This window comes from Methylocaldum sp. RMAD-M, assembly GCF_017832375.1.
Classification (GTDB): Bacteria; Pseudomonadota; Gammaproteobacteria; order Methylococcales; family Methylococcaceae; genus Methylocaldum.
Genome location: NZ_JAFIBZ010000008.1, coordinates 153,048 through 177,441, shown reverse-complemented (window position 1 = coordinate 177,441; position 24,394 = coordinate 153,048). Strand labels below are relative to the sequence as shown.

Sequence of the window (24,394 nt, the reverse complement as noted above, 5' to 3'; positions counted from 1 at the left end):
ACAGGCCGCTTGAGAAATCAGGACGGCCTTTTATTAAGCCTGCACGACCTCATGAGCGAAAAACACTCCGACCGAAAGCCACTCACCGATGGAATGATCATCTATCGGCGGCTGCTCAAATACGCTTTGCCCTACTGGAAGATGTTCCTGGCTTCAATAGTGGCCATGATTGCCTATGCCTCGCTGGGACCCGCTTTCGCCAAGCTGATTCAGCCGCTCATCGACGGCAGTTTCATCGAGAATGACCCCGAGATTCTGCGTCAAGCGCCTTTCATATTGCTGGGTTTGTCGATCGCCCGTGGTATCGCCGGGTTCGCCGGGGATTACTGTTCCGGATGGGTCGGACGGCGGGTGATCGCCGATCTCCGCCGGGATTTGTTCGATCAGCTATTGAATCTTCCCTGTGCCTATTACGATCACGCCTCGTCGGGGCAGTTGCTCGCCAAACTGCTGTACAACACCGAGCAGGTGGCGAATTCCTTGACCAAGGGCGTGGTCGCGGTGTTCAAGGACGGATTGACCATCGTCGGTCTCACTTTGTTGATGGTTTACGAAAATGCCTTGTTGTCCCTGGTCTTCATGGTGGTCGGCCCGGTGCTCGGCATCAGCATTCGCCTGGTCAGCAAGCGTTTTCGCAAGATCAGCATGCGTATTCAGGAGTCCATGGGCAATGTCGGCCACGTGGCGCAGGAAGTGATCGATGCGCAGCGCATCGTCAAGGTGTTCAACGGGAAAGGCTACGAAACCGAAAAGTTCGCCAAGGAAAACGAACGCAACCAGCGGCGGCAAATGAAGCTGATCGTCACCGACGCGGTTAGCGGCTCGCTCATACAGCTCATCTATGTCAGCGGGTTCGCGGCGATTTTGTACGTGGTCTCCCTGGACTCGGTGCGCCACACCATCACGCCCGGCAGTCTGATCGCCTTCATTGCGGCGATGGCCATGATGCTGAGCCCGATCAAACGTGCCACCCAGGTCCTCAACATCATGCAGAAGGGGATCGCCGCCGGGGACAGCATCTTCGAGCTATTGGACAAGGAGCGCGAACACGATACCGGTACGCGAGAACTCGACGCGGTAAAGGGACATATCGAATTCCGGAAAGTCGGTCTTGCGTATCACGATGACGGAGATTACGCGCTGAAGAATATCGAGTTGACGGTAAAGCCGGGCGAAACCATTGCGTTGGTCGGACAGTCGGGCAGCGGCAAAACCTCGCTGATACGCTTGCTGCCTCGCCTTTACGAGCCCACTCAAGGCGAAATCCGCCTCGACGGGCGGGACATACGGGAGTTCACCCTGGAGAGTCTGCGCCGGCATATTGCTTACGTGGGGCAGGAAGTTACCTTGTTCAACGACAGCGTTGCCAGCAATATCGCTTACGGTTGCCGGGAGTCGGTGAGTTTCGAGGAGATTCGGCAGGCGGCGAGGACCGCCCATGCGCTGGAATTCATAGAAAACCTGCCGCAAGGCTTCGACACCGTCGTCGGCCAGCAAGGTATCGTGCTCTCGGGCGGACAACGGCAGCGTATCGCCATCGCGCGCGCCGTCCTCAAGAATGCTCCCATCCTGATACTCGATGAAGCGACTTCCGCGCTGGATGCGGAGTCCGAGCGGCACGTCCAGGAGGCGCTGGAGGTATTGATGAAAGGCCGGACCACCTTGGTCATCGCTCATCGTCTGTCCACCATCCAGAATGCGGACCGGATCTATGTCATGCGGGACGGTCGTATCATCGAAAGCGGCACTCACGAACAATTGCTGCGCGGACAATCCTATTACGCGGAGCTTCATCGCTTGCAGTTCGAGCACAAGGCGCTCAGGCCTGTCCCCCACGTTCACGCGATGCCTTAGAAGCTGTCCCGGCAAGCCCTCGAGGCCCTTCGAGAAGTTCGGGACGAACCGGCTAGCGGCAAAATCGGCGTTTACAAAAAATGCGAGTTTCGGGGATTTCTTGCGCAAATTGTTGACTAAAGTCAAGAGAGATATTGCGGTTTTATTCGTTTCGGCCTATGGTGTGTCGGCTCGCACGCAACCGCGGTGACGCTCGGAACTTCAGGCGGCGGCTGGCGAGTCGATAGAAACTACAAGAAGAGGAGGAGAAAGATCATGATGCAATTGCTGGTCGGTCTGACGGTGATCTTCGTCGTATTTGTGATCTACGAGGTATTCAAGACCGTGTCTCGCGCGGATAGCACGCCAACCCCGGTAGCGGCGCCCGAAACAAAAGCCGAGGAAGCCGCCGGCGCGCCTGCTGTCGCCGAAACGGCCGCGCCCGCCGAGGAAGAGGCCGCGCAAACCGAGCGCGGCGGACAGTTGCGCAATCCGGCTACGGGCGAAGTCTCTCCAGTGCCGACAAATTATCGTTTCGCCAAGAAATGGGTCAAAGAGGCCCTGGTCGCGGAAGGATTGCTGGATCGAGTCTATAAGCCTACGGAGCTGAACGACGCGGTTGCCGGGAAGATCAAGGACGCTCTGGATAAGCTCAAGACTCTGGATAAATATCGGGCTTGACGGCGTTGGGCGATGGAGTAAGCCCTTTAGATTTTTTTAGTTCAGGGCGACGGCTGACTCGCCTCCGTTGTGTATCTCGGCCGTCCATCCTCACCGGTTTTCCGCATTTGCTCAGTCCAGTCCCAGCTTTTTCAACTTATAGCGCAGTGCGCGGAACGTGATGCCCAACTGCTTCGCCGCCGCGGTCCGGTTCCAACGGTTTTTTTCGAGAGCCTTGATGATCGCCTGCTTTTCGATCTCGTCCATATAGCTTTCCAGCGACAGACCGTGTTCCCTCACGGGGTTCTCCTCCGACGCAGTCGGAAAAGCCGTTTCGATCATCTCCAATCGCAAACGGTCATCCGGGGAGCGCCCGGATGACCCTTCCAATCGCAAACGATCATCCGGGGAGCGCCCGGATGACCCTTCCGGAAGGTTCAAGTCCTCGACCAGAATGCGATGCCCGTCGCAGAGTGCGACGGCCCGTTCCAGAATATTTTCGAGCTCCCGTACGTTGCCCGGAAACGGATAGCTCATAAGTGCGGTCAAGGCTTCGGCGCTCAGTTCGGCCTTGGTATCTCCGGGGGAGGTGAGTTTTGCGAGTATGTGGTCGATCAAGGCCGGAATATCGCTGCGGCGCTCGCGCAAGGGCGGAACATGCATCTCGATCACGTTGATGCGGTAAAAAAGATCCTGCCGGAAATCGCCGTTTCGGACCATCTCCGCGAGATTCTTGTGAGTTGCGCTGACGATACGTACGTCTACCGGAATTTCCCGAGGTTCGCCCAGCGGTCGAATCGATTTTTCCTGAATCGCGCGCAGCAATTTGACCTGCAACGACAGCGGCAGGTCGGCGACTTCGTCCAGAAACAGCGTGCCGCCGTGAGCCGCTTGAAATAAGCCCTGCTTGTCCCCGACCGCTCCTGTAAAGCTGCCTTTTCTGTGGCCGAAAAATTCGCTTTCCATCAGGTCGTGCGGTATCGCACCGCAGTTCACCGCGACGAACGGCTTTTCGGACCGCGGACTCATGGCATGGATCAGTCTCGCAACCAATTCCTTACCCGTCCCCGATTCGCCGCTGATGAATATAGGCGCCTGATTGCGTGCCAGCTTGGTGATTTTGGAGCGGATTTCGCGCATCGCTTGCGAATCGCCGAGCAATATATGGCGGGAGCGGCGGTCCCTGCCTTCTTGCTGACCGAGCTTGAGCGCCGTGTTCACGAGGTTCCTAAGAATGTGCAGATCCAGCGGCTTGGAGACGAAGTCGAAGGCGCCGTTCTTCAAGGCGCGAATGGCCGACTCCATATTGCCATGCGCGGTGATGACCGCCACCGGTAGTGTCGGAAGGTTGAGCTGGATGTATTCGACCAGATCCAGCCCGTCGCCGTCGGGCAGGCGCATGTCGGTCAGGCAAAGATCGAAATGCCGGTTTTGCAGGAGCTCTCGAGCCTGCCGCAATGCGCCGGCCGATTGCACGTCGATATCCATGCGCTCGAGCGTGATCTCCAGCAATTCGCGTATGGCGGGCTCGTCATCGACGACCAGGGCGGACGGTCTGTTCATAATTCGATTGTGGTTTTTTCTGCGTCGGCCAAACGGAGCCGGAAGCAACCGCCGCCGGCGACAGGTTCATATTCCAGTTTAGCCTGGTTGAGTTCCGCCAGCTCGCGCGCGATATAAAGCCCGAGTCCGGTGCCGCTGGCGGAGGTGGTGAAGAATGGCTCGAACATTTGCTGAACGGTCTGACTATCGATGGGCGCTGCATGATCGATGATTTCGACGCATGGTTCGCCCCGTTGGCGCCTTACGCGCACCCGGATGGCCCCGCGTTGCGGCTCGCCGTATTTCAGCGCGTTCGAAAAAAGATTTTCAAGAATCTGTTTGAGATGGCTGGGGTCGACCGTGACCAGCGCATCGCCGATCTTGATATCGAGTTGAAAGGCTTTTTCATGTATTCCCTGCGCCATTCGGTAGTCGCGCAGAAACTTTTTCAAACTAGACGCCAAGGGAAGTATTTCTCGCTTCGATTGGCCTCGTCGCGAGATTTGAAGCACATTCTCGATGACGATGTTAACCCGTGCGGTATGGTCGAGAACGATCTGTATCAGGCGCCGGTCTTGAGATTGCAGCGACGAGCACTCGGCCAGAAGCTGAGCGGCATGGCTGATGGCGGTCAAGGGGTTGCGAATCTCGTGAGCGATGCTGGCGGTGAGGCGGCCGAGCGAAGCCAGCTTGCTTTGCTGTACCCGCTGATTGTACAGGGCATTGTCTTCCAGGAATGCCATGTAAATCGGAGGCCATGTAGGCCCTAAGCGGGTGAAGCGAACTTGCAAGGGTTGTCCTGCCCGAGAACCGAGACCCACCGTGCCGGGGATCGGATCGTCCAGCCAATCCCAAAACAGCTCGGCCAACTCCGGACAGGCGGTTTCCAAGGACCGGGCGGTCGAAGAGATGCCGAGAAGCCGAGCGGCCGAATCGTTCATCATCCAAATACGATGCTGCTCATCGATGACGAGAATACCCGACTGCAGGTGGCGGATGATGAATTCGTTGAGCTGCTGAAGATTGGCCAGGTCGACGCCGCGTTGCGCCGCGATCGCTTCGCTCTGCTCCGCGCGTCTCGCCAGCACCAGGGCGAGAATCGCGATGCCGAAGAACGAGGCCCCGAGCATGCCGGCGTAAGTGTAGGCCGCTTCGAACGCTCCGGAGAGATCGGCGTAAACTTCTTCTCCCAGGACTGCCACGCTGGCCAGCGCCGCCAGCAGCAAAGCGCAGCGACCGCCGGTCAGGATGCCGCCAGCCGCTACCGACAAAGCCAGCAATACGCCGACGCCGGTCTCCACGCCTCCCGAAGCGTGCATGATACTGGGGATCAAGACTAGATCGGCGAGCACGTGCAGCTGTGCTTGAAGCGGGAAGGCGGGGCGGCGCAGGAGCAGAGGAATAGCCGAGAAAAAAATAGATCCTAGATAGATGCTGCTGGCTGCTGCATAAAGCACGGGGTCGTGTTTACCCAGCGACGACGGCAGCGCACCCAGAAAAAACAGGAACACCAAAACGCTACCCAGCGTCAGACGGTATAGAAGATAAACCGTTAGCGACTGCCAGGCTTGGTTTTCAGGAATGCGGTAATGTTTGGAGAACGGACAGGGCGATATTTGCTTGTTGTCGAAGTCCATTGTCCGTAGCAGCTGTTGAGCGCCGTAGAGCCTCGTGCCGGGTCGTTCACCGCAAAACCGTTTGCAGGTACCTTGCGCTCGATCGTTTCACGGGGAGCGGAGACTCGCCCGAGTTCGGGGTCGGTGCGTGGCATTGCGACATGGCTGCGGTGCGGTTTCGGAGCGGGTCTATTAGAATAGCCGTAGACATTAAGAGTAGCATCGATTTGAGGATTGATGCCCGGCGCGAGAGCTAAACGGAGTATCCAATGAACCTACATGAATATCAGGCGAAGCATTTGTTTTCGTCCTACGGCTTGCCGGTCCCCCGCGGCACCCCGGCATTTTCGGAGCGAGAGGCGGTCGAAGCTGCGACCGCCTTGGGCGGCGGGCAGTGGGTGGTGAAGGCCCAGGTGCATGCCGGCGGGCGAGGCAAGGCGGGCGGCGTCAAGCTGGTCGGCAGCGTCGATGCGGTCGGGGCCTCGGCGGGTCAATTGCTGGGGTCGCGTCTGGTTACCGCTCAGACGGGCAGCGCCGGATTGCCCGTGAATGCCGTGCTGATCGAGGAAGTCCGCCCGATTGCGCGGGAGCTTTACCTGAGCGCGGTGGTGGACAGATCCAGCGCCAGGGTGCTGTTTTTGGCATCCAGCGCCGGCGGAATGGATATCGAAGAGGTGGCTGCGCAGCACCCCGAGAAAATTCTGAGTCTGACGGTCGATCCTGCCGCCGGACTTCAGGCCTACCAGTGCCGGGAAATCGGCTTTGCCCTGGGGCTTCGGGGCGACCAGGTCAACGCGTTGACCAAGATCATGAACGGAATGTATCGGCTGTTTTTGGACAAGGATTTGAGCCAAATCGAGATTAATCCCTTGGTGGTGACGGAAGACGGTGCGTTACTGGTGCTGGACGCCAAGATCAACATCGACGACAACGCCTTGTTCGCCCATACCGATCTGGCTGAGCTCCGCGATCCGGCCCAAGAGGATCCCAAGGAGTCTGCGGCGCGCCAGCATGGACTTAGCTATGTCACGTTGGACGGGAATATCGGTTGTATGGTGAACGGGGCGGGACTTGCGATGGCGACGCTGGACGTCATCAAGCTTTACGGGGGAGAGCCGGCCAATTTCCTGGACGTGGGCGGCGGAACCACGGCGGAAAAAGTCGCCGAGGCATTTAAACTGATTTTGTCCGACGCGAAGGTGAAAGCTGTTTTGGTGAATATTTTCGGCGGCATCGTACGCTGCAATCTGATCGCCGAAGGCATTATCTCGGCCGTCAAAGAGGTGCACGTTCAGGTGCCGGTGATCGTTCGGCTCGAAGGAACCAATGCCGAGGAGGGTCGGCGCTTGCTCGAGCAGTCCGGTTTGGCGCTGATAACCGCGTCGGATTTGGACGAGGCGGCGAAAAAGGCTGTGGAGGCTGCGCAATGAGCATACTCGTCGACAAGAACACCAAGGTCATTTGCCAGGGATTTACCGGCAAGCAGGCCACTTTCCACTCTCAGCAGTGTCTTGAATACGGCACCCGGCTGGTCGGCGGCGTGACGCCGGGGCGCGGCGGGCAAACCCATTTGAATTTGCCGGTGTTCGACACGGTCAAGCAGGCGGTGCGCGAAACGGGCGCCACGGCCAGCATGATTTACGTGCCCCCGCCGTTCGCGGCGGATGCCATCCTGGAAGCGGCCGACGCGGGTATAAAAGTGATCGTCTGCATCACCGAGGGCATTCCCGTGCTGCACATGCTCCGGGTCAAAGCGGCGCTGGCCCATTACGACACCGCATTGATCGGCCCCAACTGCCCCGGCGTGATTACGCCGGGCGAGTGCAAGATCGGCATCATGCCCGGTTTTATTCATCGAAAGGGTTCGGTGGGCATCGTGTCCCGATCCGGGACCCTGACTTACGAAGCCGTGCATCAAACCACCAAAGCGGGACTCGGCCAGAGTACCTGCGTCGGGATCGGCGGAGATCCCATCAAGGGCTTGGATTTCATCGATCTTTTGGCTTTGTTTCAGAATGACGATCAGACCAAGGGCATCATTCTGGTCGGCGAAATCGGCGGCAGCGCCGAGGAAGAAGCGGCCGAATACATCAAGTCGCATGTCACGAAGCCGGTAGTCGGTTACATCGCCGGTCTCACGGCGCCGCCCGGAAAACGCATGGGTCATGCCGGTGCTATCATCACCGGCGGCAAAGGGACGGGAACGAGCAAAGTGGCGGCCCTGCGGGCGGCGGGCGTGGATGTCGTCGATACGCCTACGGATATGGGGCAGCGAATGAGTGCACTGTTAGGGAAGCCCTGAAAAGGCTTCTCCGGTTTTAGGGCGCTCAGCATGTAGGCTGGGGTGAGGAACGAAACCCGGCATTGTCGCGGGGTTGCCGGGATTCCTTCGTCATCCCGGCCTACGTTCGCCGCTGAGTTGACGAACGGGGAGGTTAGAGCGTTTTTCTCCGCCGTTTAGCGGTGAGGATCGGGAAATGCGTAGGTCGGCAATCCCTCGCCGACTTATCGGCTCGGCAAAGGACTTCGTCGGCAAAGGATTGCCGACCTACGTTCTTCCCGCCCGATACGAAGCCGTACACCGGCATGAAAAACGCTCTAAAGCGACCGTTTGCGATTGGGAAAGGAATGTCGACCTACCGTACCTTGGGGCGCGGCGTCAAACCGGAAAACGCTCTAACCTCCCCGCATTCTGCGCTGATCCGGCGTGATGGTCTCCAGCCTGAATGCATAGCTGCCTTGCTTGCGATCGGCGAAAAATAGACGCAGCGAGCGATAAACCGTTTCGAAGGAGATTTCGGTCCAGGGGATCTCGTCCTCCCTGAACAGGCGCGCTTCCAAGGTTTCCGAGCCGGCCGAGTAGCGTTCTTCCAGCATGTGGGCACGAAAGAACACGTACACCTGCGAAATATGGGGAAGGCTGAAAATGGTGTACACCGAGTCGAGCTCCACCTCGATATTCGCTTCCTCGCGAGCTTCGCGGCGGGCGGCGTCCGGCAAGGTTTCGCCGAGTTCCATGAAGCCCGCGGGCAGTGTCCAATAGCCGAGACGCGGTTCGATGGCGCGCTTGCACAGCAGTATCCGGTCCTGCCACACAGGAATGCATCCGGCGATCAGCTTGGGGTTCTGATAATGGATGGTCCCGCAGGAGTCGCAGATGTGGCGCGGACGGTCATCGCCTTCGGGAATGCCCGTTCGAAGCGATGTTCCGCAGTGTGTGCAATAGTTCATCGGCCGTATGGTGCCTCAGGCTTGGGCGGCACTGTCGCGACCAGTTCACGAGTGCTTCCGCCCGTTGCGGTGCATTGATCAGGCGATCATGCTCGAAATCAGTTGATCCTCAAGTTCGATGCGCATCGCCAATTCCTCGCCGAGCTTGGACAAATCATCCTCGAGATGGGTTTTGAGCCCGTCTCCGATCAGCGTTTCGTACTTGTCGTTGAACTCCACCGCCGCATCGGTGGTTTCGGCGATGCGAGGGTAAATGTTTTCCGCCAGTTCGAGTACTTTCCGCCTTCGTTCGGTTCCGTCGATGATGCGTTGGTAAATCCCGAAATGCCCCAGCGATATGTAATCGATGAGCAATTGGCAGAACTCCTGGACTTTCGTCCGAAGGGGCTGCTCGACCGTAAAGGGCTTCATTCCCGCAATTGTGCAGTACAGCGACCAAACTTGCCGCCTCTCCTCCAGAAGCTCCTCGATCATGTGATTCGTGTTTTGCCTGCGTTCGTTGATGCTCGCACTCATCATGACTGTTCCTGATTTTTCTTTTCCAGAAAGGCGGGCATACATTATGCCATCTTCCGCAGAGGAACAATCCTTTGCCGCAAAGTTAAATACCTTTAGGCGCGGCCAAGAAGGGTGGGAATCTTACGGTGGAGCGATGGAGACCCGGAGTCGATCTCCGGCCGTTCAACTTTCGGCCGGTCGGCTGTCCGCGGAGAGGAGCCGCGAGAATTCTTCTATCGACTGCGGACGTTGCGCGGGATCTACGATCATGGCCAAATCGATGGCTTGCAGCAGATTTTGCGGATAGCGGCGTTTGAACGCTTTGACCGCCGGGATGAGGCTATCGCGTTCGGCGCGAATCGGAGCCGCGGGAGGCGGGAGGCCGTCCAAGCACATCCGCATGGTTGCGCCTATGGCGTAGATGTCGCTCCACGGGCCTAAGGCGCCGTCGTCCTGATATTGTTCGATGGGAGAGAAGCCGTTGGTCAGGACTTTGCCGATTCGCGTGTTTTCCTCGTACGGATAAGGCTGCGAGGCTCCGAAGTCCAGCAGCAAAGGATCGCCGCCCGAACGGATCAGAATGTTCTGCGGTTTGATGTCGAGGTGCAGCAGCCCGTTTTGGTGGATCGTCCTGAGGCCATCGAGGAGCGCCGGAAACACCATGCGCAGGAACTGATCGCTCACACCGTTTTTCTTTTCTTTCAGCAGATAATCGCCCAGGATTTTTCCATATTCGAAGGTCATTACCAGGTAGACCGTCGAGTTGGCCTGAAAGAAGTTCAAGACCTCGACGATGTTGCGATGTTTGAACCTGGTGAGAACTTTGGCTTCTTCAAGAAACAGTCGCCGGCCGCGCAGGAACATCGAGCGAGTTTCTTCGCTGTTCGGCACCACGTGATTTTCCGGCGTGCGGTGCGCCAGGCGGCGCGGCAGGTACTCTTTGATGGCTACCTGGTGCTGATCCGCCAGTTGGCGCGCCAGGTAGACGGAACTGAATCCGCCCCCGGCCAAAGGGCGCTCGATCATGTATTGATCGACGATCGTTCCGGACTTCAAAAAGTAAAACTCTTTCGGAGGCTTGTCCGAAGAGTCTGGCCAGAGTTTCCGCATGGGAGGATTCAGCTTAATATTCCGTTCTTTCGCATTAGGGTTTTACGCAGGACCGACTTCAGTTCTCTTCCCTCCGGAAAAAAGGGCGAACCGACAAAATTCGGGACAGGCCAGAAGACTTAAATGCGTGATTCAATTTACTCAGTATAAAGCAAGATTTTCCATGATCCGCAGCATGACCGCTTTCGCCAGCGGCGAACGAGAAATTCGGGACTGGCTTTTCACCTGGGAGGTACGCTCGGTCAATCACCGCTACCTCGATCTTTCCCTGCGTTTGCCGGATGCATTCCGCTTTTTGGAGCCTGCCGCCCGCAGCCGCGTCGGTGCGCTCATCAACCGAGGGCGCTTGGATTGCATTTTGTCCTATAAGAAAAGCGTCGAAGGCGGCGCCGACATCCGCATGAACCGTGAGTTGGTCACCAAGCTGTTGGCGACCGCCCGGGAGGTGGACGATCTGAGCGATAGGCCCTTGGCCGGCTTCAGTGCCCTGGACGTCTTGAAATGGCCGGGCGCCTTGCACGAGCCCGAGGCCGACCGAGAACAACTTGCCGCCGAAATTCTCGACCTTTTGACCGACGTGCTGAAGCAAGCCATAGTCGTACGGGAAAACGAGGGGCGCCAATTGGCGGCTTTGTTGAAAGAACGCTGCGTCAAACTGCGGGAACACGTATCGTCGGTGCGGGCGCGTATGCCGGAAGTACTCCAATCCATTCGGCAGAAGATCATGGCACGGCTGGCCGAAGTCTGCGCCAATCCGGATTCCGAGCGGCTGGAGCAGGAAATGGTCTACCTCGCACAGAAATTGGATGTCGACGAGGAACTGGATAGGCTCGATGCCCATGTCGATGAAGTGCTGCGGGCCTTGCGCCAGAAAGAGCCGGTGGGCCGCCGTCTCGATTTCCTGCTTCAGGAAATGAACCGCGAAGCCAACACGCTAGGCTCGAAATCCGCCGATGCTGAAACGACCAAGGCCTCGGTCGAGATGAAAGTGCTGATCGAACAAATGAGAGAACAGACGCAGAATATTGAATGACGTATCGGGATGTTCCCGCATTGGGGACGCGGGAAGGTCTTGCACACAGTCGATTTTCGGCTAAGCTGGAGGGGACTGCACGGAATTGGGGGAAGATTCCGCTAAGAATCACCAAGAAGCAGTCTTGAGTGCCCGGCCTCGGCCGGGTTTCTTTTTTCTACACCTCAAGCCGATGTCGGGAAATCCGGCGTTCACTTGGCGAAAATTCCTCCATAAATAGCCGCATTTTTTTGCGTACTTCAAGTTGGTTTAGGGCTTGTGGGAGCGGGCTTTAGCCCGCGATTGAGCGATTATCGCGGGCTAAAGCCCGCTCCCACACTAATTCCAAATCGCTTTCAATAAGGCATTAATTTTTGTAGGTGGGTTAGGCCGCGAGGCCGTAGCCCACCGAGCGATCCCGAATCGGTGGGTTACGCTTCGCTAACCCACCCTACGATTAATGTTCACTCGAATGCCGAATGGAATAAGGCCATTTACAATCAATCCTTACATACGAACGGAAACTGCTCTGACAGCTGAGTTTACCAACCCAGTTTACGGAGCTATTTCGGCAATTCCGAAGAGGATTTCAAGACTTGAGATGCTTTTCGAGAAATCCCAAGAGATCTTGCCACGCCTTCTCGGTCTCGATGCGTTCAGCCGGTGCCGCGCCGTTCTTCAGGTAAGGTGTGTAAACCAGAAAGCCATGCCGGCAGCGGGGATAAATTTTCAATTTGGCCGGATGCCGGGCTCTGTCCAATTTCGCCTTGAATGTAATCGCCTGCTGGGCGGGTACGATGTCGTCCCGGCCGCCCTGGAGGATCAGCACCGGCGCCTTCAAGTTCGGGATTTGAGCCAGGGCGTGGCGGGTCGAGAAAGCCAGCGGTTTGTCCTCCGGGCCGTCGCCGTAGATTCGCCGGGTCAGTTCGTCGCGGCCCGAGATTCCATTTTGTTGAAGATGGCGCCACCAGGCGTAGATGTCCATCACCCCGTCGGCCGTGACCACGGCATCGACCTCAGACTGCCGCGCGGCTGCCAGCACGCTGATCAGAGCGCCGTGCGAGACCCCGACCATGGCCACTTTCCGGCCGTCGACGCCGGGTACTTGGGCCAGCAGCGGCAGAACATTCAGCACATCCCGCACTTCGCCGGCGGCTACTTCGATGTCTCCTTCCGATCCGTCCTCGCCTCGATAGGACGGGGTGAACACGGCATACCCCGCCTGCGCCAGACGCGCACTGGCCCGCATGTGTTCCACGGAAATGCCCGAAACGCCGTCATGGTTGAAGAGAATCAGCGGCAGTTTGTCTTTGGCGCAGGGCAGGAACAGCAAGCCTTTGACCTTCAGGCCATCGCTAGGATAGGTCCAGACCGAGACGGGAACTCCGCCGATTTGGCCAGCCGATTCCTCGGCAACGCCGGGAATTTGAGCCGCGGCCGGACGGTACAGGTCCAGCGCCAAACAAAGGATCGACATCCATCTCAAGACGGCATGGCCGGGATTCTGTTCTCGGACGGTAGGCGATCTGTGCGCCTTGCTTCGATGTTTCCGCCACGTCCTCATTGTCATCGCGTCACGGATGGGCAGTGCTAAACTGGGCCTACCGCCGCTACGTCGGCTTGGGTCTTGGCGAGCGGGCTAGGGCAAGCGAGCCACAAGCAATAGTAGCCGAACGTATCGAAGCGAGCGACAAGACGATCCGGAATGTCCGTCATTGATCAATTATCCTAGAAACGGCAGTTGACCGCTTAGATGGAGTAGAAAAGCCCTATGAATTCTGACCGTCCTACCTTCTACCGATTTCACCACTCGGGTGAAGTCGCTACGCACCCGATTGCACGGCGGGCGAGCCGCCTGGCGGCGTTGCTCCTTCTTGTGGGGGACGGCCCCACGGCGGCGTCGCGCCTTGCCAGCCGGCTCGCCAGCCGCACACTCGGCCGCGTCCAACCGCCGTTTCTAGGATTATCAGTAGGGGAAGCGAATGACGAAACATAAGAACGCTATTTTGGCGCTGTTGATCGGATTTTCCACGTTAGCGGTGAACCAGGCCTGGGCGGAGAGAGGGGGCGGCAATGGACGGAAGCTCGATAGACCATCGGGTGGGCAATATCGGGAGCGGTATCAAGATCTTCGGCAGGAGCGAAAAAGTTTTCAGCAAGAATTTCAAGGCGAGGTTCAAGAACGTGCGCGGGACAGGGGCGTCGGGCGGGAGGGTGTGCGTCCGGGCGAGATGGAAGGCAGGCGTGAGCCGCTGATGATGCCGGAGGAGCGTGAGCGATATCAAAACCAGTACCGGGAATTGCGCGAAGAAAGAAAAGGACTGCGGGGTTTGACCGAGGATGCCGGCGCGGGAAGGGGCGGGCGAGGCATGAGGCAAAGGCAAGAATAAATAACCAACCAATCCGGAACGGATAGCGATATAACCCGGCCGGGCATTATCTCAGCCGGGTTTTTACAGCTTCCGATTCCGGCTGTTCCGGCTTATAGGAATAGTTAAGGACACCGATGGTCTTACATCTTACGAAAAAGGCTTGAATCCATTAAACGCTATTCCAAAGTAGCTTATCGGGTGGCCTCTCGTTTCGGTGCTCCGTAACGGTTTCACGACGCTGACGAGTGATGTCCAAACCGCTTTGGCAACCGTAGTCAACTTGGGGTGATTGCGGTATTGGGCGGAGATTCTTGAGGGTTTAGTATTACGAACCGTGGCGAATCGATCGGCCAGGCGTTTATGTAGCGCGGTTTACCCTCGGCTTCTTATGTTGGACGCTGTTCGGTACCGGTATGCCGCAGGAGCGATTTCCCCGTAAAGGGACGTTTGGAAACCTGGCGGGTTGTTTCGCGATCAAACAGACAGTGAATGCGAAGCCAAGATGGAATCGATGTGGGAGATTCGATTGAAAGCTGTCGGAATTTACGGTGGTGTCGTTTAACGCTGTTGGAGCAACGGAAATGAACCGACTTGAACCCTCAATTGCCGCCCGACAGGGGCAAAATGACCGCGCTCCGCCGATGCGGATCATCCGGTTGATTTACGACAGCAGCGGGTTACGGCGAATCATATCCCGCCAAGCGGGTTGCTTTCCCGACTTGGATGTCAAGAGAGCACAGGGAGAGAGCGAAGCGGCATTTCGTAGACGAGCCGGGTTGAACCGCTCCGGTTCGGAGCCGAGCTGAAAGCCTTGGCTTTTGTAAGCCAGGTTTCAGTTTTGGAACGCTCGCCGATCAGGTATGTCTCAAGATAAGACTCCACCTCCCATGAGCAGAAGGAGAAGCTATCTCAGCAGGAGGCTTGATGCGAACGTCACGGAGGCTATGTTCACCATCTTTTCATGAACGGTACGCCTACCGATTCCCCCTGCCGATAATTCTTTTCGCGTTACCGTTGTCTCTGCCTTTCGGCGGAGCGGCATACACCCAAAGAGCCGATCCTCCGGTCACTGCTTTGCAAAAAGCGTCCGACGAAGACGGGCAATGGCTTATTTCGACCAAGGATTACGCCAATACCCGTTTCAGCGCGCTCGACCAGATCAAAGCCGAAAATGTCCACGATCTGCGGTTGAACTTTACCTTCTCGACCGGTCTGTCGCGCGGCCACGAAGCCGCGCCTATCGTGGCCGACAACACGATGTACATCGTGACCCCTTATCCGAACACTCTTTACGCACTGGATTTGACCCGTCCGGGCGCGCCTCTCAAATGGAAGTACGAGCCGAAGCCGCTGTCCGCGGCTCAAGGGTTGGCCTGCTGCGATGTCGTGAATCGAGGAGCGGCGTACTCGAAGGGACGAATTTTCTTCAACACGCTCGACGGGCAGACCGTGGCGGTCGATGCCAAGACCGGCAACGAAATCTGGAAAGCGCGGATCGGCAATATCAATCTGGGCGAATCCATTACGATGGCGCCGCTGATCGTGAAGAACAAAGTGCTGGTGGGCAACAGCGGCGGCGAGTTCGGCGTGCGCGGCTGGCTCACGGCGCTCGATGCCGGCAACGGCCGCGTGGTCTGGAAAGCGTACTCCACCGGCCCCGACAAGGACGTGCTGATCGGCCCCAGGTTCAAGCCGTTTTACCCCCAAGACCGTGGCGAGGATCTGGGCGTTGCGACCTGGCCGCCCGAGGCTTGGAAAATCGGCGGCGGCACCGTGTGGGGCTTCATTTCCTACGATCCTGCCTTGAATCTGATCTATCACGGTACCGCCAATCCCGGGCCGTGGAATCCGGAACAGCGCCCAGGCGACAACAAGTGGACGGCTGGGGTCTTCGCACGCGATCCCGACACCGGCGAAGCGCGCTGGTTTTACCAGTGGAGTCCCCACGACCTGTACGACTACGACGGCGTTAACGAAAACGTCCTGCTGGACTTGTCCATTAACGGGCAGATCCGGAAAGTTCTGGTCCATCCCGAGCGGAACGGTTACGTGTACGTCCTTGACCGAACCACCGGCGAGGTGCTGTCGGCCACGCCTTTCGTGCATATCACGACGACCAGGGGCGTCGATTTGAAAACCGGACGCCCCATCGAAGTGCATGAGAAAAGGCCCCGGTTCAACACCGTCGTGCACGATATTTGTCCCGCAGCGCCAGGAGGGAAGGATTGGCAGCCCTCGGCCTATTCCCCGAAAACCGGCTGGCTTTACATTCCTCATCAGAATATCTGCATGGACGAAGAGGGCGTCGAAGCCAACTATATCGCAGGCACGCCCTATGTCGGCGCCAACGTGCGGATGCACGCGGGTCCCGGCGGACACCGGGGCGAGTTCACCGCCTGGGACCCCGTTGCGGCCAAGGCGGTCTGGAAGATCAGGGAGAAGTTCCCGGTCTGGAGCGGCGCCTTGGCGACGGCGGGCGACGTGGCGTTCTACGGCACCATGGAAGGCTGGTTCAAGGCGGTGAATGCCCGGACCGGCGAGTTATTGTGGCAATTCAAGTGCGGCTCCGGAATCATCGGCCAGCCAATGACTTACCGGGGGCCCGACGGCAAGCAATACGTGGCGACTCTGTCCGGCGTCGGCGGTTGGTCCGGGGCTATCGTTGCCGGCGAGCTCGATTCTCGTGACGGTACCGGAGCGTTGGGATTCATCAATGCGATGACCGATTTACCGGAGTATACGACGCGGGGTGGGATGCTGTATGTCTTCGCATTGCCGTAGATCCGGGTTCTTCTCGATGCTTGCCTTGCTTGCGGCGTTTTGGCCGGGCATGGCGTCAGCCGTCGTGGATGATCATTCTCCAAAGCGTACTCTCCGCATCTGCTCGGATCCCAATAATCTGCCCTTCTCCAACCAGAGGCAGGAAGGCTTCGAAAACAAGATCGGCGATCTCATCGCCCACGAATTGAATGCCGAAGTCGAGTACACCTGGTGGGCGCAGCGGCGCGGCTTTATCCGCAATACGCTCAAATCCCATCGCTGCGACCTGGTTCTCGGCGTCCCGAGCAACTTCGGGCCCGCACTGACGACGACGCCGTATTATCGGTCCAGCTACGTGTTCGTTTACCGCCTGGACTCGGGGCTGAACATCCGCTCCTTCAACGATCCTACGCTGCACGACGTCAGGATCGGCGTGCAGATCGTCGGGGACGACTTCGCCAACACCCCGCCGGCCCATGCCCTGACCAGCCGAAAGATCATCGATAACGTGGTCGGTTACACCGTTTACGGCGATTACTCCAAGGAGAATCCGCCGGCCAGGATCATCGATGCGGTAGTGGCGGGCGACATCGATATCGCCGTCGTATGGGGACCTTTGGCGGGCTACTTTGCCAAGAACCAAGCGGTTCCGCTCGCCGTCGTGCCCGTCTCGCCGCCGGCCGACCGGTCTCTTCCCTTCGTGTTCGATATCGCGATGGGAGTGAGGCACGGCGATAAACGGTTACGCACAGAACTGGAACGCATCATCGAGCGCAGGAGCAAGGAGATCGAAGCCATACTCGACGAGTATGGCGTGCCCCGGATCGGAACCCGCCTTTCCAGCCGAAACGGACGGTCAGGATGGAAATCGGTCATAAGCTCTCGGCATTAGCCTGTGCGATTGCGGCAGTTCTTCTTCTGAATGCCTGCGATCGCCAGGAGGACCCCGCAGCGGTATCGGTAGCCGGCGGCGATCCCGCACAGGGGAGGGAAGCCATTTCACGGTACGGCTGCGGGTCCTGCCATGTCATCCCCGGAATCGAAGGCGCAAACGGTCTGGTGGGGCCGCCTTTGAGCGGAATCGCGAGCCGCGTCTACATCGCCGGCGTGCTGACCAACACGCCGGAAAATCTGATGCGCTGGATTCAAGATCCGCCCGCTATCGATCCCCTGACCGCCATGCCGAACACGGGTGTTACCGAAGCGGATGCCCGCCATCTTGCCAGCTTTCTCTATACGCTGCGGTAGACGGCTGATTCTCACGACCTCTACGGTATGACATGCTAAGCTAACGGTTTTCGGCCCCTGCTGCGGCATGGGTCGGAAACCGCCATTCGTCGGACAACCGTTAAGACCACTCCGGATCATTTCAAGGCACATGAGTATCGGCACGCTGTTCATCGTTTCAGCCCCGTCCGGGGCGGGAAAAACCAGTTTGGTCAGGGCACTGCGGGAAAACCTCGAGGGGTTCACGGTTTCGGTGTCGCATACCACGCGAGCGCAGCGTCCCGGAGAAGTCCACGGCCGGGATTATTTCTTCGTGAATCATGCCGAATTCGAAGGGATGATCGAATCGGGCGGGTTTCTGGAGCACGCCAGGGTGTTCGACAACTATTACGGCACGGCTCGGGCAACCGTGGAAAAAGCCCTATCCGAAGGACAGGACGTGCTGCTCGAAATCGACTGGCAGGGCGCCCGCCAAATCCGGAACTTGATGCCCGATTGCATCTCCATCTTCATTCTGCCGCCCTCGCGCCGCACCCTGGAAGAACGGCTCAAGGCGCGCGGCCAGGACGATCCTGACACCATCGCCCGCCGCATGCGCGATGCCATCTCGGAGATGTCGCATTACAGCGAGTACGACTATCTCATCGTGAACGACGACTTCGATCGGGCTCTCGCCGAGCTGCGCAGCGTCGTGGTCGCCAGCCGGCTCAAGACGGGGCGGCAGTCCGAAGTTCACAAAGATCTGATCGGCGGACTATTGGCCTAATTCCATTTTGTGTAACGCCTGCGGCAGCGGGCGTTACAGGCCCCGACCGGGGAAGGCTGGCTGTGCCGGGCCAGCCACAAGGACCTGTTTACCGGCGAGATCGTGGGCTACGCTCGCGGGGAACGCATGACGACGGCCTTGGTCAGCCAGTCTTTGTGGCGGGAGGTGTCGGCAAAGCGGCCCGCTCCAGGCAATGCCATTATTAACCCGGCCTATAAATATAGGCCGGGTTAATCCGGGGCAGGGATGCCCCGGCGCGGCGACAAGCCGCGTGAGCCCAGGCCGGGCGTATACCGGCCTGGGCGGCGGCGCGAAATACCAGGAGGGTATTTACGGGCCTGACTATTAACCCGGCCTATAAATATAGGCCGGGTTAATCCGGGGCAAGGATGCCCCGGCGCGGCGACAAGCCGCGTGAGCCCAGGCCGGGCGTGTACCGGCCTGGGCGGCGGCCCGAAATACCAGGAGGGTATTTACGGGCCTGACTAATAAGTTAAGCCGTCATTCCGGCCGGGATTGCTCACCCCATCCCTGGGGTTCGTCCTACGGACCGTGCTCCGCACGTCCAAATTTGCTCCTGGCAAATTTGTGCCGGACAAATCGGCAGGGCGAGGCGCAATGCGGCGAGCGGGCAGGCCAGGGAAGGACTGCCCAGGACTCGCGAGCGAAGCGGGACGGCGTAGCGCGGCGAGGCCGATTTGCACGCGAAGCGCCCGTAGGGTGCCGCACAGGGACTGTGCGGCATGAATCCAGTGCACAAGGAAGTGATAGGCCTCTGCCGTCCATGGCTTCTGGACCCCGGCATTCCAATCGCAAACGGGCCTTTAGTCGGCCCCTTCCCTGCCGGGGTGACGTTATTCGTCTTAACTTAACGGCATTGCCGCTCCAGGCCTGATTCACCATTCCGGTCAGGGGAGCCAGTATTGTGCCCATGCCTATCGGGCGTTGCTGGAGCAGTTCGGTTTCAAGCCTCCAAATGCTCCTATGGAGAGCTTTTGGGGCACGCTGAAGAACGAACGGGTCCGTCACCGGCGGTATGCTACGCGACAACAAACCATCGCGGACATCACGGAATGGATCGAGATCTTCTACAACCGCCAACGGCGCCACTGGCGGTAATGGAGGCCACCTTTGGACGCTGCTCTTCAAACGCGTGCCCCGCTCGCTGAATCACTTCCCGGCCATCCAGCCGTTGATCTCCTCCATGAACGGCGTGGACAGACTGCCGGCCCTGACCTGTAATCCAACAAGCCCGCGGATGTAGTCGTAGCGGGCCTTGGCCTGCTCGACGCGTGCCTTCAGCAGCCGGCGCCGGGCCTCGAGCAGGTCGACGATCGTCGAAGCGCCGAGCTCATAGCCGCGTTCCTGGGCCTCGGCGGCTTTCTCCTGCGCGCGCACTTCCTGGCGGGTGGAGTCGATCCGCGAGTAGCTGGCCATGGCATCCATGTATGCCGTTCGTGTTTCCTGTTCGATTTCTCGGCGCTTCTGCTCGAACTGCTCCCGGGCGATCCGATGCCTGGCTTGTGCATCCCTCACCCCCGCCTGAACCCGGCCGCCCTCGAAGATCGGGACGGTGAGCTGCACGCCGGCGGTGAACACGTTGTAAGGGGGCTGGGAACGGTTATCGAATCCGGTGTCCGCATAGGTCTCGGAGACCTGCAGGGTAAGCAGCGGAGCATGCTCGGCCCGGCTGCTGGTCACCAGTTTGTCTGTGGCGTCGATGCCGTGTTGTAGCGCGGTCAGGGCCGGGTTGTTACGGGTCGCTTCCTGCACCCATTCATCCGGAGCGCGCGGGACGGGGGGAAAGTGCTCCCGGCCGACCGGGTTGACATCCCGCACCGAACCCCCGGCCAGCTCGCGCAGTTTCTCCAGCGCCACATCCTTGGCATTTCGCGCCTCGATCCCGCGGGTGGCCAACGTTTGGTAATAGGCCTCGACCTCGTACAGATCGGTCACCTTCACCATCTGCCGCTCGTGCATCCGCTGCAGGCCTTTCAGCTGGCTTTCCACGGCTTTTGTTTCCGATGCCACGTAGGCGATGTTGTCGGTAGCCTCGACTGCCCTGAGATACCGGTCCACCAGGTCCCCCGCGACAGCGATACGCGCCGCCTCGAGTTCCTGCTCCGACTGCAAAATGACATTTTCGGCGCTCTGCCAGCGATAGAAAGAGGCCAGGTCAAACAAGGCCTGGCGCAACTGCACCGTTCCGCGCAGGCCGCTGTATTGCTGATCGATTGCGGGCAAGCTGCTCAGGCTCAGCGAGCTTTGTCCGGCCTGTTGATGCAGATCGTTGTAAGAGTAATTCCCGACCGCGAAAATCTGCGGCAGCAATTTGCTGAATGCCTGGTCTTTCTGGGCGTTGGCTCGATCCACCGAGTATTCGCGGCTTTTCAGCACGGGGTTGGTTTCCAGGGTGCGCTGGTACAGCTCCAGCAGGGACTCGGCGCAAGAGGCCGAAGGCAGAGCAAGTACCGCCAGGCACAGGAGGCCCTTTCCGAAACCGGCTAATGTCATGGATCAATCTTCGATAAAGGAGCGGGTGACGGTGTTCACGAAGGGGTCGGTCAGATACTCGAACAGGGTGCGCTCGCCCGTATTTATCAAGACCTCGGCCGGCATGCCCGGCACCAGGTCCAGTTTCTGGCGGGCCAGGTCCTGAAGCCCTTCCGGCGTGATTTCCACCCGCGCCAGGTAATAGGAAGTCTGGGTTTGTTCGTCCACCAGACGGTCGGCGGAAACAACCATCAGCTTGCCCTCGATTTTTGGGGTATCGCGGGATTTGAAGGCGGTAAACCGCACCTCCGCCATCTGGCCGAGCTGGATACGGTCGATGTCCTGAGGCGACAGCCGGGCTTCCACGACCAAGCGCTCATCCTGCGGAACAATGTCCAGGATCTTTCCCCCCGGCTGGATGACGCCCCCCAGGGTGTGCACGGACAGACCCAGGACCATGCCGGGCTCCGGTGCCTTGACGACCGTGCGCGCCACTGTGCTTTCCAGGGACTGAATCTTTTCGCGCAACTCGAACAGGGCCGCCTGGACCTCGCCCAGTTCTTTCGCGACCTCCCGCTGCAGCTCCTTCTCGAGCTGGAGGATCTTGAGTTCGGTCTCGCTGATCTGTAATTCGGTGGCTGCCAGCTCAGACGCCAATTCCCCGCGCTGGCCCTCGCTCTGTGCCAGATTGCGCTCCAGTTCCCGCACTTTCTGCCTCTCGGTGTAGCCTTCCTTGAGAAGGGCCTCGAAATCCTCCAGTTCGTGCCGAAATGACTTCACCAGGCGATCACGGCCGGTGATTTGGGCCTGCAAACCCTTGAGCTTGGCGCGTAGCTGTTCGATCTGCCGCCGGTACAGGGAAATCTCGCCGTCGTGGGCCGTCTTGCGGACGGTGAAAATGTGGTTCTGTATGCGGATGGCGTCATCGATCCGGGGATCGTCTGCATGGACGAGCAAATCGGGAGGATAGCGGACCTCATTCAGGCCTTCGCGTTGCGCGATCAGGCGGGCTTCCCGTGCCGCGGCGATGTAATATTGCCCGCGCAGGACTTCGAGCTGAGCGCGCGGCTGGGTGTCGTCGAGGGTAGCCAAGACCTGGTCCTTTTCGACCGAATCGCCGTCGCGGACCCGGATGGTCTTGATGATGCCGCCTTCCAGATGCTGGACCGTCTTGCGGTAGTTTTCCACGGTGATGACGCCCGGGGCCAGCGCTGCGCTGCTGAGCGGAGCGAGGGCCGCCCAGGTGCCGAGGCCGCCGAAGACGGCGAAAACGACGAGGAACCCGAGCCGGCGGAAACGGCGGTCGTCGGTCAGCAGCGATGGCTGGGCTGAGGTCGTCACGGCCATCAAGACGGATTGTGGACGGGAGCGGCCGCGACGGGACGGAGGCCGCCGGCCGGCCGCGGCGTCGAGTTCTGCAAGCTCGCGAGAACCTGGTCTCGCGGTCCCGACACGGCCACCAGACCTTCCGCCAGCAGAACGATCTTGTCCACCTGGCTCAGGAGGCTCTTGCGATGGGTGACCACGATCACGGTGCACCCTTTGCGCTTCAGTTCGGCCAGGGCGGCGACCAAGGCATTTTCACCCTCCTGATCCAGGTTGGAATTGGGCTCGTCCAGGATCACCAGCTTCGGGTCGCCGAACAAGGCGCGGGCCAATCCCAGCCGCTGCTGCTGTCCGGCGGAGAGGATATTGCCGTGGCCGAGGATTTTGGTGTCGTAGCCTTCCGGCAGCCGCAAGATCATGTCGTGGATACCGGCGGCGCGGGCGGCCGCCACTACCCTGTCGGGGTCGACGGTGCCGAATCGCGCGATGTTTTCGCCGATGCTGCCGTCGAGAAGTTCGACGTCCTGAGGCAGATAGCCGATGTAGTTGCCCAGCGCCTCCCGGTCCCATTGGGTGGTTTCGGCGCCATCAAGCCGGATGGCCCCGTGGCTTACGGGATAAAGCCCCAGGATCGCGCGGAGCAGGGTGGATTTGCCGGAGGCGCTGGCTCCGATCACGCCCAGTGCGGTGCCCGGTTCGATCCGAAGGCTGATGCCCTTGAGCACCGGGGCGGAGGCGCCCGGCGGCTGGACGGCGGCGCTTTCCAGGAGGATTTCACCCCTCGGGGCGGGCAGCGGCATCGGCGGTTCGCGGTATGGGGCGGCGCTGAGCAGTTCGTCGAGCCGCTGGTAAGCGGCCCGCGCCTGCGAAAGACCCCGCCAGGTGCTGATCATCAGGTCCAGAGGCGCCAAGGCGCGGCCCAGCAGTATGGAACCCGCGATCACCAAACCCGGTGTGATCTCCCTGTGGATGGCCAGATAGGCGCCGAGACCAAGGATCAGCGACTGGATGGTCAGCCGGTAAGTCTTCGACAGCGCGGCGATCAGGCCGCCCTTGGCACTGGCCTGGCTTTGCAGCTCGAGCAACAGGGTCTGCTTGTCCTGCCAGCGGGTCCGCATCCGGGGCAGCATGCCCATGGCCTCGATCACTTCCGCGTTGCGCAGATTGCGCTGGGTGAACTGGTTGGACTCCACGGCGTGCCGGTTGGCTTCCTGCAGGTGTTTGCGGGTAGCCGCTTCGTTCCAGACAGCAAGGCCCGCCAGCACGAACGCCGAAATCAGGCCGACTGCCCCGAAAACCGGATGGAACAGGAACATCATCCCCAGATAAACCGGAAACCAGGGGGCGTCAAAAAACGCGAAGAGGCCCGGCCCGGTTAGGAACTGCCGGATTTGTAGCAGGTCGGTCAAAGGCTGCGCGGACGATATCCTGCCCCCGGAAGCGAGGGACTGGGCGAACACCGCATCGAAAACCCGCCCGCCCAGGAGACTGTCCAGACGCGCGCTGGTAACGATCAGAATCTGGGTACGGACCCACTCCAGCCCGCCCATCACGATGAAGAGGAACACCGCGATGAGCGTCAGCATCAGGAGCGTCGACTCGCTGCCGCTGCTCAGCACGCGATCGTAGACCTGCAGCATGTAGATCGACGGCACCAGAAGCAGCAAGTTGATGAAGAAACTGAAGAACCCTACCGACCAGAAGGAGGTCCGGCAGGTTTGCAGCGCCCGGCGCAGATCCGACCGGACCCATGTACCCTGGTGTTGTGGTTGCGGTTGGTGGGTACCCATTCGAATTCCTAAGTAGAGGCTGAACGGATACCCTCAACGCTCCGCATGAAATTAGAGCGGGCAGCCTTCAAGCCGGGCCTTGCGGATCGGGCATTCGTTCCTTCCCGAAACATGAGCGCTCGTGTTCTGACCGGAATCAGGCCGGCTGCGCCTGCCCG

General features: G+C 59.4%; 19 protein-coding genes and 2 pseudogenes. 12 read left to right on the top strand and 9 right to left on the bottom strand.

The window, feature by feature from the left end; all coding sequences use genetic code 11:
• Window positions 1–51: 51 nt before the first annotated feature.
• Both msbA and JOD69_RS10755 read left to right on the top strand, forming a co-directional pair.
• Window positions 52–1,854, top strand: coding sequence for a lipid A export permease/ATP-binding protein MsbA (gene msbA, locus JOD69_RS10760; RefSeq protein WP_086134869.1), 1,803 nt, complete (start codon window positions 52–54; stop codon window positions 1,852–1,854).
• A gap of 255 nt (window positions 1,855–2,109) precedes the next feature.
• Entirely contained in the window at window positions 2,110–2,514 is a 405-nt protein-coding gene (locus tag JOD69_RS10755) for a hypothetical protein (RefSeq protein WP_077731910.1), read from the top strand.
• 111 nt (window positions 2,515–2,625) lie between these two features.
• Here JOD69_RS10755 and JOD69_RS10750 read toward each other — a convergent pair whose 3' ends face one another.
• On the bottom strand, window positions 2,626–4,056 hold the full coding sequence (locus JOD69_RS10750; protein WP_086134857.1) for a sigma-54 dependent transcriptional regulator: 1,431 nt from the start codon (window positions 4,054–4,056) through the stop codon (window positions 2,626–2,628).
• Entirely contained in the window at window positions 4,053–5,672 is a 1,620-nt protein-coding gene (locus JOD69_RS10745) for an ATP-binding protein (RefSeq protein ID WP_086134856.1), read from the bottom strand. The genes JOD69_RS10750 and JOD69_RS10745 overlap by 4 nt, the downstream gene beginning before the upstream one ends.
• Window positions 5,673–5,920: 248 nt before the next feature.
• Between JOD69_RS10745 and sucC the strand changes: the two genes are divergently transcribed.
• Together sucC and sucD are read left to right on the top strand one after the other, a co-directional pair.
• Entirely contained in the window at window positions 5,921–7,081 is a 1,161-nt protein-coding gene (gene sucC / locus JOD69_RS10740) for an ADP-forming succinate--CoA ligase subunit beta (RefSeq protein WP_086134855.1), read from the top strand.
• A complete protein-coding gene (gene sucD / locus JOD69_RS10735) occupies window positions 7,078–7,953 on the top strand; it encodes a succinate--CoA ligase subunit alpha (RefSeq protein ID WP_086134854.1) in 876 nt (291 codons plus the stop codon). Before sucC ends, sucD begins: the two co-directional genes overlap by 4 nt.
• A gap of 374 nt (window positions 7,954–8,327) precedes the next feature.
• Here sucD and JOD69_RS10730 read toward each other — a convergent pair whose 3' ends face one another.
• The 3 genes from JOD69_RS10730 to JOD69_RS10720 form a co-directional block, all read right to left on the bottom strand.
• Window positions 8,328–8,882, bottom strand: coding sequence for an NUDIX hydrolase (locus JOD69_RS10730; protein WP_077731905.1), 555 nt, complete (start codon window positions 8,880–8,882; stop codon window positions 8,328–8,330).
• 78 nt (window positions 8,883–8,960) lie between these two features.
• Window positions 8,961–9,401, bottom strand: coding sequence for a sigma D regulator (locus JOD69_RS10725; protein ID WP_077731904.1), 441 nt, complete (start codon window positions 9,399–9,401; stop codon window positions 8,961–8,963).
• 162 nt (window positions 9,402–9,563) lie between these two features.
• Window positions 9,564–10,436 (bottom strand): serine/threonine-protein kinase, encoded by an 873-nt coding sequence (locus JOD69_RS10720; RefSeq protein WP_346425853.1) that lies wholly within the window; start codon window positions 10,434–10,436, stop codon window positions 9,564–9,566.
• Window positions 10,437–10,653: 217 nt separating this feature from the next.
• Here JOD69_RS10720 and JOD69_RS10715 point away from each other — a divergent pair, with 217 nt between their 5' ends.
• Entirely contained in the window at window positions 10,654–11,523 is an 870-nt protein-coding gene (locus tag JOD69_RS10715; protein WP_077731902.1) for a YicC/YloC family endoribonuclease, read from the top strand.
• 568 nt (window positions 11,524–12,091) lie between these two features.
• On the opposite strand, the gene JOD69_RS10710 is transcribed toward JOD69_RS10715, so the two are convergent.
• Window positions 12,092–12,979: an alpha/beta fold hydrolase gene (locus tag JOD69_RS10710; protein ID WP_168183857.1), complete on the bottom strand. Its 888-nt coding sequence runs from the start codon at window positions 12,977–12,979 to the stop codon at window positions 12,092–12,094.
• 505 nt (window positions 12,980–13,484) lie between these two features.
• On the opposite strand from JOD69_RS10710, the gene JOD69_RS10705 reads away from it, so the two are divergent.
• The 7 genes and pseudogenes from JOD69_RS10705 to JOD69_RS10675 all read left to right on the top strand — a co-directional run.
• A complete protein-coding gene (locus JOD69_RS10705) occupies window positions 13,485–13,892 on the top strand; it encodes a hypothetical protein (protein ID WP_086134852.1) in 408 nt (135 codons plus the stop codon).
• Between the two features lie 996 nt (window positions 13,893–14,888).
• Window positions 14,889–16,655 carry a methanol/ethanol family PQQ-dependent dehydrogenase gene (locus JOD69_RS10700; RefSeq protein WP_245245550.1) on the top strand — a complete coding sequence of 589 codons (1,767 nt, stop codon included), beginning with the start codon at window positions 14,889–14,891 and terminating at the stop codon, window positions 16,653–16,655.
• Window positions 16,656–16,671: 16 nt separating this feature from the next.
• The gene (locus JOD69_RS10695; RefSeq protein ID WP_086134850.1) at window positions 16,672–17,526 is read left to right on the top strand and encodes a substrate-binding domain-containing protein; all 855 of its coding nucleotides are present in this window, start codon (window positions 16,672–16,674) and stop codon (window positions 17,524–17,526) included.
• Window positions 17,496–17,882, top strand: a complete 387-nt coding sequence (locus tag JOD69_RS10690) for a c-type cytochrome (RefSeq protein ID WP_077731539.1) — start codon at window positions 17,496–17,498, stop codon at window positions 17,880–17,882. The genes JOD69_RS10695 and JOD69_RS10690 overlap by 31 nt, the downstream gene beginning before the upstream one ends.
• Window positions 17,883–18,012: 130 nt before the next feature.
• Window positions 18,013–18,627 carry a guanylate kinase gene (gene gmk, locus JOD69_RS10685; protein ID WP_077731538.1) on the top strand — a complete coding sequence of 205 codons (615 nt, stop codon included), beginning with the start codon at window positions 18,013–18,015 and terminating at the stop codon, window positions 18,625–18,627.
• A gap of 45 nt (window positions 18,628–18,672) precedes the next feature.
• Window positions 18,673–18,813, top strand: a pseudogene (locus JOD69_RS10680) (IS3 family transposase); the annotation flags it as partial.
• A 699-nt stretch (window positions 18,814–19,512) separates the two neighbouring features.
• Window positions 19,513–19,746, top strand: a pseudogene (locus JOD69_RS10675) (IS3 family transposase); the annotation flags it as partial.
• Between the two features lie 51 nt (window positions 19,747–19,797).
• Here JOD69_RS10675 and JOD69_RS10670 read toward each other — a convergent pair.
• Genes JOD69_RS10670 through JOD69_RS10660 form a run of 3 tightly spaced genes read right to left on the bottom strand, consistent with a single transcriptional unit; the run spans window position 19,798 to window position 24,236 of the window.
• Entirely contained in the window at window positions 19,798–21,141 is a 1,344-nt protein-coding gene (locus tag JOD69_RS10670) for a TolC family outer membrane protein (RefSeq protein WP_077731536.1), read from the bottom strand.
• Window positions 21,142–21,144: 3 nt separating this feature from the next.
• Complete coding sequence (locus JOD69_RS10665; RefSeq protein ID WP_240506888.1) at window positions 21,145–22,461, bottom strand: HlyD family type I secretion periplasmic adaptor subunit; 1,317 nt, start codon at window positions 22,459–22,461, stop codon at window positions 21,145–21,147.
• Window positions 22,462–22,466: 5 nt separating this feature from the next.
• Window positions 22,467–24,236, bottom strand: a complete 1,770-nt coding sequence (locus JOD69_RS10660; protein WP_086133845.1) for a type I secretion system permease/ATPase — start codon at window positions 24,234–24,236, stop codon at window positions 22,467–22,469.
• Window positions 24,237–24,394: the final 158 nt, after the last annotated feature.